The sequence below is a fragment of the Streptosporangium sandarakinum genome (assembly GCF_050942225.1).
Lineage (GTDB): Bacteria > Actinomycetota > Actinomycetes > Streptosporangiales > Streptosporangiaceae > Streptosporangium > Streptosporangium nondiastaticum.
In genome coordinates this window covers 1,115,160-1,129,012 of record NZ_CP192034.1, presented here as the reverse complement: position 1 = coordinate 1,129,012, position 13,853 = coordinate 1,115,160, and the positions used below count along the sequence as shown (strand labels likewise).

General features: G+C 73.2%; 14 protein-coding genes. 5 read left to right on the top strand and 9 right to left on the bottom strand.

What is annotated here, in order from left to right; all coding sequences use genetic code 11:
- Window positions 1-182: 182 nt before the first annotated feature.
- Window positions 183-1,304, top strand: a complete 1,122-nt coding sequence (locus ACQP10_RS05490; RefSeq protein WP_433540984.1) for an SRPBCC domain-containing protein — start codon at window positions 183-185, stop codon at window positions 1,302-1,304.
- Between the two features lie 68 nt (window positions 1,305-1,372).
- On the opposite strand, the gene ACQP10_RS05485 is transcribed toward ACQP10_RS05490, so the two are convergent.
- From ACQP10_RS05485 to ACQP10_RS05460, 6 genes are all read right to left on the bottom strand, one after another.
- Complete coding sequence (locus tag ACQP10_RS05485) at window positions 1,373-2,503, bottom strand: CU044_5270 family protein (RefSeq protein WP_179819590.1); 1,131 nt, start codon at window positions 2,501-2,503, stop codon at window positions 1,373-1,375.
- Window positions 2,500-3,039, bottom strand: coding sequence for an RNA polymerase sigma factor (locus ACQP10_RS05480; protein ID WP_179819591.1), 540 nt, complete (start codon window positions 3,037-3,039; stop codon window positions 2,500-2,502). The genes ACQP10_RS05485 and ACQP10_RS05480 overlap by 4 nt, the downstream gene beginning before the upstream one ends.
- Before the next feature lie 105 nt (window positions 3,040-3,144).
- Window positions 3,145-4,098, bottom strand: coding sequence for a CU044_5270 family protein (locus ACQP10_RS05475; RefSeq protein WP_433540983.1), 954 nt, complete (start codon window positions 4,096-4,098; stop codon window positions 3,145-3,147).
- The gene (locus tag ACQP10_RS05470) at window positions 4,098-4,691 is read right to left on the bottom strand and encodes an RNA polymerase sigma factor (RefSeq protein ID WP_346021790.1); all 594 of its coding nucleotides are present in this window, start codon (window positions 4,689-4,691) and stop codon (window positions 4,098-4,100) included. Before ACQP10_RS05470 ends, ACQP10_RS05475 begins: the two co-directional genes overlap by 1 nt.
- Window positions 4,692-4,823: 132 nt before the next feature.
- Entirely contained in the window at window positions 4,824-5,378 is a 555-nt protein-coding gene (locus ACQP10_RS05465) for a GNAT family N-acetyltransferase (protein WP_346021789.1), read from the bottom strand.
- A 96-nt stretch (window positions 5,379-5,474) separates the two neighbouring features.
- Window positions 5,475-5,933, bottom strand: a complete 459-nt coding sequence (locus ACQP10_RS05460; protein WP_346021788.1) for a MarR family winged helix-turn-helix transcriptional regulator — start codon at window positions 5,931-5,933, stop codon at window positions 5,475-5,477.
- A 66-nt stretch (window positions 5,934-5,999) separates the two neighbouring features.
- Between ACQP10_RS05460 and ACQP10_RS05455 the strand changes: the two genes are divergently transcribed.
- The 4 genes from ACQP10_RS05455 to ACQP10_RS05440 all read left to right on the top strand — a co-directional run bounded on the left by ACQP10_RS05455 (window position 6,000) and on the right by ACQP10_RS05440 (window position 10,794).
- Window positions 6,000-6,518, top strand: coding sequence for an SgcJ/EcaC family oxidoreductase (locus ACQP10_RS05455; protein WP_346021787.1), 519 nt, complete (start codon window positions 6,000-6,002; stop codon window positions 6,516-6,518).
- A gap of 114 nt (window positions 6,519-6,632) precedes the next feature.
- Window positions 6,633-9,632 (top strand): bifunctional glycosyltransferase/CDP-glycerol:glycerophosphate glycerophosphotransferase, encoded by a 3,000-nt coding sequence (locus tag ACQP10_RS05450; RefSeq protein ID WP_433540982.1) that lies wholly within the window; start codon window positions 6,633-6,635, stop codon window positions 9,630-9,632.
- Window positions 9,629-10,675, top strand: a complete 1,047-nt coding sequence (locus ACQP10_RS05445; RefSeq protein WP_433540981.1) for a glycosyltransferase — start codon at window positions 9,629-9,631, stop codon at window positions 10,673-10,675. Before ACQP10_RS05450 ends, ACQP10_RS05445 begins: the two co-directional genes overlap by 4 nt.
- Complete coding sequence (locus ACQP10_RS05440) at window positions 10,642-10,794, top strand: hypothetical protein (RefSeq protein WP_433540980.1); 153 nt, start codon at window positions 10,642-10,644, stop codon at window positions 10,792-10,794. Before ACQP10_RS05445 ends, ACQP10_RS05440 begins: the two co-directional genes overlap by 34 nt.
- Window positions 10,795-10,870: 76 nt before the next feature.
- On the opposite strand, the gene ACQP10_RS05435 is transcribed toward ACQP10_RS05440, so the two are convergent.
- The 3 genes from ACQP10_RS05435 to ACQP10_RS05425 are packed head-to-tail and all read right to left on the bottom strand — an operon-like array spanning window position 10,871 to window position 13,769.
- Window positions 10,871-11,914: a sulfotransferase family protein gene (locus ACQP10_RS05435; protein ID WP_362746679.1), complete on the bottom strand. Its 1,044-nt coding sequence runs from the start codon at window positions 11,912-11,914 to the stop codon at window positions 10,871-10,873.
- Window positions 11,915-11,917: 3 nt separating this feature from the next.
- Entirely contained in the window at window positions 11,918-12,928 is a 1,011-nt protein-coding gene (locus ACQP10_RS05430) for a sulfotransferase family protein (RefSeq protein WP_346021784.1), read from the bottom strand.
- Window positions 12,929-12,953: 25 nt separating this feature from the next.
- A complete protein-coding gene (locus ACQP10_RS05425) occupies window positions 12,954-13,769 on the bottom strand; it encodes a CDP-alcohol phosphatidyltransferase family protein (protein WP_433540979.1) in 816 nt (271 codons plus the stop codon).
- Window positions 13,770-13,853: the final 84 nt, after the last annotated feature.

Below are 13,853 nucleotides of genomic sequence, written 5' to 3'. Positions count from 1 at the left end.
CTGGGGTTCGTGTTCCATCCGCCGGGAGTTCGTCTCCCGGCGGATGGGGCAGACAAATGGGTGGAAGCCGCCGGTCCGATGCGGGAAGGTCCGCACCGAACCGGAGAACGGCGGATCCGGCCGGTGCGATTGATGCGGTTGTTCGGTTGGTCCAGGTTGGTCCGGTGACGAGGAGTGGATCGATGGCGATGCGGTTCGAGCACGAGTTCACCGTTCCGGTTCCCGTCGAGCAGGCGTGGTCCGTGCTGCTCGACGTCGAGCGGATCGCGCCGTGCCTGCCCGGGGCCGCACTGGAGAAGGCGGAGGGCGACTCCTTCACCGGCCGGATGAAGGTGAAGGTCGGGCCGATCACGGTGACCTACCGGGGAGAGGCCGCGTTCGAGAACGTGGACGAGAACGCCCGGACCCTGGCCCTGCGGGCCTCGGGCCGGGAGGCCCGCGGCTCCGGCACGGCGAACGCGACGGTCACCGCGCGACTGCGCCCCGATGACGCCGGAGGCCCCGGACGACCGGGCGCGGAGGGGACGGCGGGCACGGCGGGCTCCGAGGAGGTCGCCGCGGGTTCGGCGAGTTCGGTGGAATCCGGAGGCACGGCCGGTTCGGCCACCCGGGTCACCGTCGAGACCTCCTTCAAGGTGACCGGCCGCCCCGCGCAGTTCGGCCGGGGCATGATGGGCGAGGTCGGTGCCAAGCTGATCGACAGGTTCGCGGCCAACCTCGCCGCGCTGCTGGAGGCCGGTGAGACGGGGCCCGCCACGGCGGACACCGTCCCCCTGCCGCCGATCCCCGCACCGGAGTCCGCCGTCCCGGCGCAGGCCCCGCCCGGCCGGACGGCCGGCACCCCCGAGGCGAACGGCCAGGGCACGGCCGGAACACCGCGGACGGACGGGCAGGGCAGGGCCGGCACCCCCGAGGCGAACGGTCAGGCCACGGCCTATCGGGCCGCCGACGGCCGGAAGGAGTCGCCCCGCCACCTCGCCGCCGTGCCCTCCCCGACCGAGACGCCCGAGGGATCCGAGGCTTCCAGGGAGCCGGAGAGAGCTGACACGCCGGAGACGGCCGGCGCCTCCGAGAACCTGGCCCCGGTCACGGAGCTCTCACCGGCCGGGGCCGAGCGGGCCGCCGGCCGGGACACCCACCCGGCCGGCACCTCCCGGACCTCCCTCACCGCGGACGAGGAGGCCCTCGACCTGATGGAGATCGCCGGCATCCCCCTGCTCAGACGTGCCGCCCCGCTGCTGGGGGCCGTGGCGGGCCTGGCGGTCGCGGCCTGGCTGACCCGCAGGGCCCTGCGCCGCCGCTGACCCGCCCGCCTGCTCGTGCCCCTTCCGCTCCGTCTCTCACGGTGTCGCCCACGGTGCAGACGATCGGCTCAGCGCAGGCACCCCTTCCCGCTGTCCGGATCACAGCCCTTCGGAACGGCCGGTTCGTCGTCGGTCCAGCCGAGCCGCTTGACCACCCTGGAGTACACGCCGGTCCCCGGAAGGGTCTTCCGGCCGGTGGCCGGGGCGGGCGGCACCTCCCGAACCCCCAGCGGGTCGCCCGTCTCCCGGTCGATCACGAGCTGCTTCTCCGGCTCGCCGGGCCCGCCCCCGCGCAGGACGGCCACCCCCACCCGTCCGTCGGCGTCCCGGATCCCGTCCACGACCCGGGCCCCGGGCAGCCCGGCGAGCATGCGGTAGACGGCCGCTCTGGTCCCCGGCGTGGCCGGGGTGTCCAGGAGGAGGCTCTCGCCGATGCTCCACAGCCAGTCGTCCCGCTCGGCGGCCTCCGCCCGCACCACCTGTGCGGGCACGTCCTTCTTCCTGGCCTTCCATTCGGCGGGCCAGTACGACAGGAGCCTCTCCCTCAGCGCCGCGGGGTCGCGGGGAAGGTCGCGGATCTCCCGCGCGCTGAGCTCCAGGGTCGCCCGCTGGAGCACCTCCTCCGCGTCGGTGACGATGTACCGCGTCTTCCCGGCGGGGAGCATGTCGTTCTCGCAGTCGGTGTCCGAGCCGCAGAGCCGGGGCGAGCCGGCTTTCTTCCACTCGGCCCGGTCGGCGGCGGTCACCGGCCGGGTGCCGAGCCCGCTGGCCACGATGACCCGTTTCCGGCCCGGTCCCACCCACAGGACCTGTCCGCCGCGTTCCTCGACGAGGAACGTGTGCCCCGCGACGCTGACCCGTACCCGGTTGGAGTGCTCCGTCTCCCCGCGCCAGTACCGGCGGCCGGTCGCCTCCGGCCGCCGGGCCAGCCGGTCGGCGGCGGCGGCGAGCACCTCACCGGCGCTCGCCCGCGTCATCGTGACGGCCTGCCCGGCCGGGTCGCCGCCGAGCCTCGGGACGACCGTGACCGTGCCGATGACCGCGACGGTCGCGGTCGCCGCCACCAGCACCCCGGCCCACCGGGGGACCCTCCGGGGTTTCCGACCGCCCAGCACTCGCGCCCTCGCCTCGGCGACCTTCGCCGGGTCGGGCGGCGTGACGTCGGGCATCACCGCGTCGACGAGCCTGAAATCATTCATCGGACCTCCGTCCCGAGCGACGTGTGCAGCTTGTTCCTGGCCCTGCTGAGCCGTGAGGCCACGGTGCCGTAGGCGACCCCGAGGGCCTGGGCGACCTCGTCGTAGGTCAGCCCGCCGTACGCGACGAGCAGCACCACGTCGCGCTCGCCCTTCGACAGGCCCGCCAGCGCCCCCGAGAGCCGGCCGACCGTCACCCCCGCCGTCACGCGGTCGGCGATCCGCTGGTCGTGGCCGTCGTCGTCGGGTGGCGGGCCGGTCCTGGCCAGGGCCCGGTAACGCCGTACCTCGGCCCGGCGGTGGCGGCCGATCAGGTTGGTGGCTATGCCGTACAGCCAGGGGCGGACCCCGCCCCGGGCGGGGTCGAACCGGTGGCGGCGGCGGAAGGCGATGAGGAAGGTCTCGGCGGCGAGGTCCTCGGCGGTGTCGAGGTCGAGCCGCCGTCCGATGTAGCGGCGGATCTCCTCGTAGTGCGCGTCGAAGACGGCGCCGAACCGCTCGGGGTCGGCGACCGACGCGGCGTCGGGGACGGTGATCATGCAAGGGTCTCCCTTGCCGGAAGGACAGGACGTCTCTTCTTGCCCTTCACCCACCGCCCCCTTCCCGGATTTTTCACCCCTTTCCGGGTTCTCAGCCGCACACCTCTACGGCCGTTCGCCCGGCTCGTCGACGATCCCGGCCCGCAGATGCGCGGTCCACACGACGGGGGTACCCGCCTTGACCTCGCGTGTTCCGGCGGGGGTGGTGTAGGTGCGGGTGGCGACGGTCTCGCCGTACGTCCCCAGATAGGTGTACTCCTCCGGATTCAGGATGATCTCGAAGCGCTCCCACCGCCCCGTGTAGGCGAACGCGACCCCGTGCCGGCCGGCCGCGTCCACCGCGTCCTGCTTGACCGACACGCCTTCGATCATCGGCAGTGCACGGAACAGCGCGGCCCGCACTTCCGGTTCGAGCGCCTGTTCGTTCATGACCCGGGAGATCGTCTCGACGATCCGCTGCTCGTCCGGTACGTCATCGCCGGGCGGCGCGGGAGTCTCGGCGACGGCCGCCCTGATCCGGGCGAGCACCCGCTCCGGTGTGACGGGCGCCTCGGCCAGGTCGGCGGCGGTGACGCCGGGACCGGCCTCGTGGATGACGAGCCTGCCCTTGCCGTCGTCCAGGGCCGTCTGCCTGCCGTCCACGCTGTTCCACAGCTCCAAGGTGGTCCGCTTGTCCCGGTCCACCTCGGGTTCGGGTTCCTCGCGAAGCGGCGCGATCGTCTCCTTGACGTACAGCCACTTGCCCGGAGAGGGAACGGTCTCGTAGGGGTTCGTCGCCGCGGCTCTCGCGGCTCGCTCGCCGAGCTGCTGGACGCTCGCCACGGGGGTGAGGACCGATCGGCCGCCGTCGTCACCCGTGAGAGCGATGCCCCCTCCCACGGCCACGGCCACCGACAGCGACGCGGCGAAGGCCAGGCGCCATACCGGGCGGGGCATGAGACGCCGGCGAGGTGCGGGGGCCGGCTCGCGCATCGCCCGCAGCAACCGGGCACGTGCCGCGTCCTCCGCCCGGCGGGTGATCACAGGGGTGGAACCGCGAAAGTCCTTGATCTCGTCCATCACGCGTCCTGTCTTGTCGGATCGTCATTTCCCAGGGCGGCCCTGGTCTTCCTCCGGGCCCGGTGCAGGCGCGAGCGCACGGTCCCCACCGGGATGCCGAGCGCCTCGGCGACCTCCTCGTACGACAGGTCGCCCCACGCCACCAGCAGCAACACGTCGCGATCACCCCGAGACAGGGCCGCCAGCGCCCCCGCCAGCACGCGGTCCTTCTCCTGGGCCGCCACACGGTCGACGACCGTGTCCGCCATCGGTTCCGGCAGCGGGTCCTGGCCCGTACGGCACAGCGCCCTCAGGAACCGTTCCTCGCTGCGCCGGTGCCTGGCGATCAGCCTGGTGGCGATGCCGTACAGCCACGGCCTGGCCAGCCGCTGCGTCAGGTCGTAGGACGCGCGCCGCCGGAAGGCGATCAGAAACGTCTCGGCCGCGATGTCGTCGGCCGCCTGGGTGCCGAGCCGACGGGCCGCGTAACGGTGGATCTGCCGGACGTAGCGATCGAAGATCCCGGCGAACCACTCCGGATCGTCGTGCGAGCGACGGATGAGTTCCGCATCACCGTCCTCCTCCACCCTCTCGGCCGATTCTGTTCGTGTCATGCCTGCCGTCTCCCGATGGGCCGGACCCGGTTCTCACCGGGTCCGGCCCCGCCCCGTGCCGGTGCGTGACCTTTCCGGCCCGCGGCGGGCGGCCCCTGCCTCCCGGGGATCGACGGCTTCCCGGGACGGTCCTCAGGGCAGGAGCGACGCGTCGCCGGGCGTCGTCGGGGCGAGGCGGTAGTGGGTGTCCTCGATCGGGGGGTACGGCTCGGGCAGCGGATGGGTGCCGGTGCGACCGGACGGGACGAAGCCGAAGCGCTCGTAGAAGCGGCGGGCCTGGCCGTTGCCGGTCGCGACCCACAGGCCGATCTCCTCGTGCCCGGCGGCGCGCAGCCGGGTCACCGCGTCCGCCAGCAGGGCCCGTCCGAGTCCGGCGGACTGCGCCTCGGGCAGCACGTAGAGGGAGAAGACCTCTCCGCCGCCGATCTCCTCGTCCCGGCAGTGGCCGAAGTTGACGAAACCGGTGATCTCGCCCTCCGTCTCGGCGACCACGAGCGGCGTGCGTCCTTCGGCCAGAGCGTCGGTCAGCCCCCGCTCCATCCGGACCACCCGGTCCGGATCGACTCCGAGCGCGTCGAGGTAGTCGTCGGGCATGAGGCCGCGGTAGGCGGCTCGCCACGTCGTCACCCGCACGCGTTCCACGGCCGCCACGTCCTCCGGAGCACCGGGCCTGATCTTGAGTTCCATGGCGGAATGATCCGGTGCCCGGCGGGCACGGGCAACGGGATATCGCCGCGGCATGGCGCGGGACGGACAGGATGCCTCGTCATCACCGGCCCCGATTCAGGACACGGCCCTGGCCCGGGCGGCCTGCTCCTCCTGGACCCCGCGGGCGGTACGCAGGAAGTCGAGGATGACGGCCAGTTCGTCCGGCCCGTACTTCCGCAACGCCTGGGCACCCGCCTGACCGACGGGGACGAAGATCTCGGCCTCGGCCGACCGGGCGGCGTCGGTCGCGGTGACCAGGACGCGGCGGCGGTTGCCCGGATCGGCGGAACGGACCACCATGCCCGCGCGTTCCAGCCGGTCGATGACCGTGGTGGTGGCCGCGGGGCTCAGCTTCAGCGCGGCGCTGATCCGGCCCGCGGGCACCGGGCCTTCGGCCAGTACCACGTCGAGGCAGCGCAGGTCGGTGCGGTTGAGGCCGAGCCGGGCGGCTGCCGCCTCGTCGAAGGCGTCGAAGCTCTGCTGCAGTCGCCGGAGCTCCATGGCGATCTCTCCGATGACATCATGTTTCGACATTCGAATCTTTCTGTTATCGTACATTTCGCTGAACGAAACGAAGATATCACTCGTGGAGGCACCACCATGCACTCGACCACCCCCACCGGATCCGCCTCCGGCACGCGAACCGGCGACGCCGCCCAGATCGAAAAGCTCTTCACCGACTTCATGGCGGCCTGGACGGCGGGTGACGCCCAGGCGTTCGGCGCGCTGTTCACCGACGACTCCGAGTACGTCTCCTACGACGGCACCATCGCCCGCGGCCGCCGGGCCCACCAGCACAACCACGACAAGCTCTTCCGCGGCGTCCTGGCCGGCTCGGCGCTGGTCGGCGACCTGGAGTCGGTCCGCCACCTCACGCCGGACGTGGCGATCGTGCACGGCACGGCCTCCGTCCTGATGCCCTGGCGGTCCACGCTCCCCAGGCGGCGGCTGTCACGGCAGACCATCGTCGTGGTGCGGACAGAAGCCGGCTGGAAGATCGGCGCCATTCACAACGGCCGCGTCCGCCCCGTCACCGTTCCCGGACCCGACGCGTTCCCCTCCAGGATGTCCAAGCTGATGACGCGCGTCGCCCACCGGCTCGGCCTCGGCCGGCGCTGACCCCGCGGACCCGGCGGGCCCCCGGGACGGTGCCGGCCGGGCGCGGGTAAAAACTCCGGTGCGCAATACGCAAATCCGACGAACCCTCTCCCGGTCCAGGGAACATCTCGAAATGTGATCAATCCGCCGGACTGCAGCGTGGTCGTCATCACCTGTGACGACGCCGCCCGCCTGCCCCGGGCCGTGGGTTCCGTGCTCGGCCAGTCGCTGCGGAACATCGAAGTGATCATCGTGGACGACGCGAGCACCGACGGCACCGAGCGGGTGGCGCGTGAGCTCCAGCGGGCGGACGCCCGGGTCCGCTACCTGCGCCGCGACGTCAACAGCGGCGGCTGCGGCGCGCCGCGCAACCAGGGGGTGGCGGCGGCCCGCGCCCGCCACGTGGTGTTCCTCGACAGCGACGACCGGCTGACCCGGCACGCCTGCAAGAGCATGCTGCTGGAGGCCGAGCGGACCGGCGCCGACTTCGTCACCGGGCAGATCTCCCGGCTGTACGAGGCGAGCGGCCGGACGCGCCCCTACTACCCGCACCTGTTCGCCCGGCGCAGGACCGTCGAGGGGATCGCCCGCGAGCCCGAGATGTTCCTCGACTCCTTCAGCACCAACAAGCTCTACCGGGCCGAGCTGCTGCGGCGGTTGCCGTTCCGGGAGGACCTGCACTACGAGGACCACGTCTTCAGCGCCGAGCTGTACTGCGCGGCGCGCCGGTTCGCCGTGGTGCCGTGGGTCGTCTACCTGTGGCACCGGGTCCCCACCGGCGACCCGGGGAAGCCGTCGATCTCGCTGCGCGTCACCGACATGGACAACGTCCGGCACCGGGTCCGGGCGGCCCGGCTCAGCGACGACGTGCTGCGCGGGAACGGCCTGGGCGACCTGGTTCCCGACCGGCGGCGCCGGTTCCTCCGGCAGGACCTGCGGGTCTACCTCGACCCGCTGCCCCGCCGCGATCCGGCGTGGGCGGCGGAGTTCGCCGCGGTCGTCGGCCCCTACCTGGCGGAGTTCGGGCCGCGGGAGTTCGCGGGGATCGACCCGGTCGTGCGGGTCTGCTGCCGTCTCATCGTCACCGGACGGGCCGACGAGCTGGTGGTCGCCGCCCGGTCGCTCAGCGATCCGGAGGTCCCGCCGCGCTTCGCCGTACGGCGGGACGGGCGGACCTACTGGGCCTTCGGGCCGCCGGGGGCGGACGGGACATCCGGCGGGGGCCGCGAACGGGCTTCTTCAGGGGAGCCGGTGCCGGCCGGGGAACCGGACGCCGCCGCACCGGCCGGGGAACGGGAGCCGGGCGCGGCGATCCCTCCGGAGGAGATGGACATCACCGCGCTGCGGATGGCCGAGCTGCCGTACGGCGCCTCCCGGCTCCGCCACGAGGCGACCGTGACCGGCACCGGCAAGGACGCGGAGACGGGCGCGGGCGGTCGCACGGGTACGGAGGTCACCCTGACGATCCGCACCTACGACCCGTTCGGGGTGCTGGCCGCCAATCCCGGCTGGCGCGCGTACCTCGACGTCGCGGGCCGCCGGACACGCCTGTCCCCGCGGCGGCGGGACGACGGCGTCCACGTCAGCGAGGTGACCGTCGACCTGGCCGCGCTCGGGCGCGACCGTCCCGGCACGGGACCCCGCGGACTTCGCGGACTCCGCGTGCTCGGCGCGTTCCGCGAGCTCAACCACGATCCGCGGGTCGTGGTGGTCCGCCCCGACGGCCGGTCCACCGCCGGCCCGCTGCTCGCCGACCCGGGAACCGGGCCGGTCACCGTCACCCTCCTCTGGTACACGGTCGTCCTCGGAATGGAGGGCCGGGCCGGGTTCCTGCGGGTGCGCCGCCGCAGGCGGAGCGCGCTGCGGCCCGCGGCCCGGGTGGCGCGGGCCGGTCGCGCGGCCGTACGGCGGGCGATCCGGCGGGCCGGGGCCCCGCGGGTCAAGCTCGGCGTCTACCGGTGCCTGGTCAGGGTGGTCCCGCCCCGCCGGGACCTGGTGCTGTTCGAGTCGGACGTCGGCGCCGGCTGCACCGGCAATCCCCGCTACGTCTACGAGGAGCTGCTGCGGCGGCGGGCCCCGTTCACCATGGTGTGGTCGGTGGCGCGGAACCGGCGGAACTTCCCGGCCGGCGCGCGCCTGGTGCGGCGGCTGAGCTGGCGCCACCTGTGGACCATGGCCAGGGCGGGGTACTGGGTGGACAGCCACGGCATGCCGCTGGACTTCCCCAAGCCGGTCGGCACCCGCTACCTGCAGACCTGGCACGGCCAGGGCATCAAGACCGTCGGTTTCGACGCCCCGGACCTGCGGGCCGACTTCCCCGGGCCGCGGGCGCGGTGGCGGGCGGCGGTGGCCCGGTGGGACGCGCTGGTCTCGCCGAGCGCGGAGTTCGAGCGGATCTTCCTGCCGTCCAACGGCTACCGCGGCCCGGTGCTGCGGTACGGCTCGCCCCGGTGCGACGTGCTCGTGCGCGGCGACGACGAGGCCGTACGGCGGACGCGGGACGAGCTGGAGATCCCGCCGGGGCGGAAGGTGCTGCTGTACGCGCCTACCTACCGGGACCACGACCTGTTCTCCGGCCGGTCGGTCCGGGCCGACCTGGATCTGATGGCCCGGGAGCTGGCCGGCGAGTGGGTGGTGGTGCTGCGCCCGCACCCCGTCGAGCGGTACACCGTGCCGCGGCACCTGCGCCACTTCGTCCGCCCGGCCGGGTCGTATCGGGAGGTCAACGACCTCATCCTGGCCTCGGACGCGCTGCTGACCGACTACTCGTCGCTGATGTGCGACTACGCCGTCACCGGGCGGCCGATGCTGTTCCTGATCGACGACTGGGACGAGTACCGGCGCCTGGAGCGGGGCGTCCGCCACGACCTGCCCGCGATCGCCCCCGGACCCTGCCTGACCACGACGCGGGAGGTGGTGGACGCCCTGCGGGACCTGCCGTCGGTGTCGGCGTCGTTCGCCGCCCGGTACGCGGAGTTCCACGCACTGTGGTGCGCGGAGGAGAAGGGGCACGCGTCGGAGAGGGTCGTCGACGCCTTCTTCGGCGTCCCGCCGACGCCCCGCCCCGGGCGGCTCACGGTTCGGAGCGGCCCGTTCCGGGCGGCCGGGGCGTGGCTTCGGGGGGTGGGCCGGTGACGTCGGTGGTGTTCGCGTGCCTGGACGCCGACACGCTCGGCGGGATCCAGCGGGTCACCCACACGGTGGCGCAGGGCCTGGCCGGCCGGGGCTACGACGTGCACGTGGTGGGGCTGCACCGCGCCGAGGCGCCCGTCCGATACGTGGACCGGCCCGGCTACCGCCACCACGTGATCCACGCGACGCCGGCGGGCGCGGGCCGGATCTCCCGGGTGGCCGCCCGGCGGGAGCGCCGGCGGCTGCGGGAGGTGTTCTGGCAGGCGGGGCCCGGTTTCGCGGTGCTCACCTCGCCGGGCGTGGTGCCCCGGGTCACCGGCGTGCTGCCGGATCGGCTGCTGCCGATCGGCCAGTACCACGGCTCCTACGAGCACGCGCGGGGCTCCTGGCACCTGCGGGCGGTCGGCGACCGCTACGGCGAGCTGGAGGCGGCGGTGTTCCTCAGCGAGGACGACGCGCGGCGGTTCGCCGAGCAGGCGCTGCTGCCCAACACGTGGGCGATCCCCAACCCGCTGCCCGGCCGGCCGTACCGGGCCTCCGGGCTGGACGGCCGCCGGGTGCTGGGGGTGGGCAGGCTGGAGGGGGTCAAGCGGTTCGACCGGCTGATCTCCGCCTTCGCCGAGGCCGTCCGGGCCGTGGACGGCGGATGTCCCTGCGGACCGTCGTACGGCGAGGCGGCGACGCACGACCCGCCCGTCGGCGGCGCCGCCGACGGGCGGTGGGAGCTGCACCTGGTCGGGGACGGCGCGGAGCGGGAACGGCTGCGCGGGCACGCGGCGGCGTGCGGGGTGGCTGACCGGGTGGTCCTGCGCGGTGTGGTGCCCGCGTCCGGCATGGAGCGCGAGTACCTCGCCGCGTCGCTGCTGGCCCTCTCCAGCGAGCACGAGGGGCTGCCGCTGGTCGTGGGCGAGGCCGCGTCCTGCGGCGTGCCGGCGGTGGCGTTCGACGTGTCGGGCGGGGTGCGGTCGCTGGTCGCCCACGAGAGGACCGGGCTGCTGGTCCCCCCGCCGACGTGCCGGCCCTCGCGGCGGCGCTCGCCCGGCTGATGGTCTCCGGGGACGAGCGGCGGCGGCTGGGCGCCGCCGCCCGCGCCCACGTCGAGGCGTTCCGCCCCGAGCGGATCCTGGACCACTGGGAGGCCCTGTTCGCGCAGGTCACCCGTTGACCGATCGACCGGCCGCCGTCCGATCCGGGCACCCGGCGGCCGGCGGCGCGGGCGGGATGGCGGCGGGCCGTACCGGTCACCCGTTGACCGAGACGGGTTCGGTGCGCGGCTGGGGCACCCCGGCCAGCACGATCTGGGCCGAGGTGAGCCGCGCGCCCAGCGGGTTGGGCTCGCGGAGCCGGATCAGCCGGTCGAAGGCCACCCGCTTGACCCGGGCCAGCTTCCGCTTGGCGGCGGTGCGCTCGTAGGCGACCATCCGCGCGGCGTCGGTCCTGGGCGCCCCGCTGAGCTCGTAGCCGTAGGCCTGGAGCCGCTCGCCGAGGACGCTCTCGCACAGGGACACCTCCCACGGATCGAGGCGGTCGCGCCAGGAGCCCGTCCTGGCGGTGGTCACCTCGTCGTGGGTGCGCGAGTGCCAGGTCTTGCGCTCCGGGACGGCGATGTCGGCCACCCGCTGCGGCTCGCACATGGCCGGGTCGTAGTCCTCGCCGAGGAACTCGCACAGCCTGCGCAGCTGGGCCTCCGGCGCCGAGGTGAGGTCCTCGTAGCGCAGCTCGTGGTAGCTGCCCGCGGGCAGCTTCGGGGCGCCGTGCCGGGCGAAGTCGATCGCCTCGGCCCACGCCGCCACCGCGCTGTAGACGGTGCCGTTGTACCAGGGCATCTCCTTCAGCGACGCCACGCAGTCGCGGCCGTCCCTGATCAGGTGGACGAACTGCGCGTCGGGGAAGAGCCGCAGCAGCACCTCGACGTGCTGGAAGTACGACGGCCGCTTGTCGCCCCAGCGCGGCCTGCCGTGCCGGGCCGCGTAGGCGCGCAGCACGGTGCCCAGCGCCGAGCCCAGCGTCGGCGGGCCCTCGACGATCTCCTCGATGACCTTCTCGCCGTCCAGCCCCAGCTCGTGGAAGCGGGACTGGCGGCGGTTGACCACCCACTCGGCCAGCTCGCGCCTGCGCGCCGGGTCCTCCAGGTCACCGAAGTGCAGCCGCCGCTGGTAGGCGGTGACCATGAACCGGGTCTCCGGGGGGATCGCGATGCGGTGGTGGGCGTGCGTCATGAGCTGGAGCAGCGTCGTGCCCGAGCGGGGGCAGCCCACGATGAAGATCGGCCGGTCGGATTCCATCGGTCAGACCTTCGCCAGTTCGCCGAGCTGCCGGGTGGTGAGCTGCGCCGCCACCGGGCTCGGCTCGCGGAGCCGGTTGACGCGGTCGCGGAACTCCTTGCGGCGGCGTGCCCAGCGCCGCTTGGACGCCGCCTTCTCGCACGCCTCGACGTGCGCCTTCTCGGCTTTGGGGGCACCGGACGGCTCGTAGCCGAACGCCTGGAGCCGCTCGCCCAGCACGGTCTCGCAGACCGAGATCTCCCACGGCTCCAGCCGGGTCCGCCAGGAACCGGACCGGGCGGTGGTCACCTCGCCGTGGGTGTTGCTGTGCCAGACCTTGTGCTGCGGGATCGCCACCCGGGCCACGTGGGACGGCTCGCACATCGCCGGGTCGTAGTCCTCGCCGAGGAACTCGCACAGCCCGGCCAGCTCGGTCGCGGGGTCGGCCGTCAGGTTCTCGTAGCGCAGCTCGTAGTAGGAGTCGGCCGGGAGGTTCTTCGCGTGGCGGCGGCCGTAGTCGATGGCCTCGGCCCAGTTGACCACCGCGTGGAAGATGTCCTTGGTGTACCAGGGCATCTCCTTCAGCGACGCCACGCAGTCGCGGCCGTCCCTGATCAGGTGGACGAACTGGGCGTCGGGGAAGAGCCGCAGCAGCAGGTCCACGTGGTGGTAGTAGCTGGGCCGCTTGTCGCCCCAGCGGGACTTGCCGTACTGCTCGGCGTAGGAGCGGAAGGCGATGCCCATCGCCGAGCCCAGCGTCGGCGGGCCGGCGACGATGTCCTCGATCAGCTTGTCGCCGTCGAGCTTGAGCTCCTTGAACTTGGTGTCCTTGTCGTTGACGATCCACTTGGCCAGCCGGCGCCGGTTCCCCGATTCGCGCAGGTCGCCGAAGACGAACCTGCGGTAGTAGCCGGGCACCACGAACCTCGTCTCGGGCGGCACCGCGATGCGCGGATGCGAGTGCAGCATGAGTTGCAGCATGGTGGTGCCCGAGCGCGGGCACCCGATGACGAACACAGGTCGGTCTGACTGCATGACGACGAACCCCCGTAGAAGATGATCAGACAGCTACGCGCTGCATGCTCTCCGGGCGCGGTGCGGAGGGCACCGCCCGGGCGAAAAGCCACATTCGGTGGATCAGGAAGACCTCGTTCAGCAGGAGCAGTCCCCCTGCCACGGCGACCACCGGCAGCAGGGCCACCACCCCGATGAGCGGGGCGACCACGAACACCGCCGCGTGGAACTCGATGCCGCTGATGAGGTGGCTGCGCACCCGGTGCCGGGCGAGGAACCGGTCGGCCCTGCGGCGCAACGTGGGTCTCCTGGCGGACCTGGGCGGCCGGGACTCCAGCGGGTGGGACCCGGCCTGGCGCTCGGCCTGGCGCTCGGCCCGGTTCTCCCTGACCACCTCGCGCACCCGCTTCATCTGCGGTGCGTTCACGTAGCGGAACAGGTCGAGTACGGCGACGCCGGCGCCGAGCAGGATGTAGGCCAGGTCCCCCGTCGCCGTGTACTGCCCGAACGCCAGCCCCCCGGCGCAGCAGACGACCCGGATGCGGTCGCCGACGTAGTCGAGCCAGAGGCCGAAGGCGGTCCCCGTCCCCTTGAGGCGGGCGATCTTGCCGTCCATGCAGTCGACCATGAAGCTCACGTAGAACAGCGCGGCCCCCGCCACGAGCCGTCCGAGCGCGAAGCACGCCGCCGATCCCATCCCGAGGGCCAGTGACAGACGAGTGAGCCCGTTGGGGGTGACGGAGGTGCGGTTGGCGACGAACAGGGTGAGCCTGCACGCCACCGGATCGACCAGGAACACCGTCCACCAGGAGTCTCTTCGTTTGCGGGTCGCGTGAACGTCGTTCAACGAATAGGCCCTCATGCGTCCAAGCATGGCGACACATGGTCGCTTCACATCTACGCTCTGTAACTACCGGACGATGTCCATGCCAGTTCTTGACCGTCC

Excerpts from the sequence above, each read along its gene's own strand:
- ACQP10_RS05490 (WP_433540984.1), top strand. The coding sequence starts at position 183 with ATGGCGATGCGGTTCGAGCACGAGTTCACCGTTCCGGTTCCCGTCGAG.
- ACQP10_RS05485 (WP_179819590.1), bottom strand. The coding sequence starts at position 2,503 with ATGAATGATTTCAGGCTCGTCGACGCGGTGATGCCCGACGTCACGCCG.
- ACQP10_RS05480 (WP_179819591.1), bottom strand. The coding sequence starts at position 3,039 with ATGATCACCGTCCCCGACGCCGCGTCGGTCGCCGACCCCGAGCGGTTC.
- ACQP10_RS05475 (WP_433540983.1), bottom strand. The coding sequence starts at position 4,098 with ATGGACGAGATCAAGGACTTTCGCGGTTCCACCCCTGTGATCACCCGC.
- ACQP10_RS05470 (WP_346021790.1), bottom strand. The coding sequence starts at position 4,691 with ATGACACGAACAGAATCGGCCGAGAGGGTGGAGGAGGACGGTGATGCG.
- ACQP10_RS05465 (WP_346021789.1), bottom strand. The coding sequence starts at position 5,378 with ATGGAACTCAAGATCAGGCCCGGTGCTCCGGAGGACGTGGCGGCCGTG.
- ACQP10_RS05460 (WP_346021788.1), bottom strand. The coding sequence starts at position 5,933 with ATGTCGAAACATGATGTCATCGGAGAGATCGCCATGGAGCTCCGGCGA.
- ACQP10_RS05455 (WP_346021787.1), top strand. The coding sequence starts at position 6,000 with ATGCACTCGACCACCCCCACCGGATCCGCCTCCGGCACGCGAACCGGC.
- ACQP10_RS05435 (WP_362746679.1), bottom strand. The coding sequence starts at position 11,914 with ATGGAATCCGACCGGCCGATCTTCATCGTGGGCTGCCCCCGCTCGGGC.
- ACQP10_RS05430 (WP_346021784.1), bottom strand. The coding sequence starts at position 12,928 with ATGCAGTCAGACCGACCTGTGTTCGTCATCGGGTGCCCGCGCTCGGGC.
- ACQP10_RS05425 (WP_433540979.1), bottom strand. The coding sequence starts at position 13,769 with ATGAGGGCCTATTCGTTGAACGACGTTCACGCGACCCGCAAACGAAGA.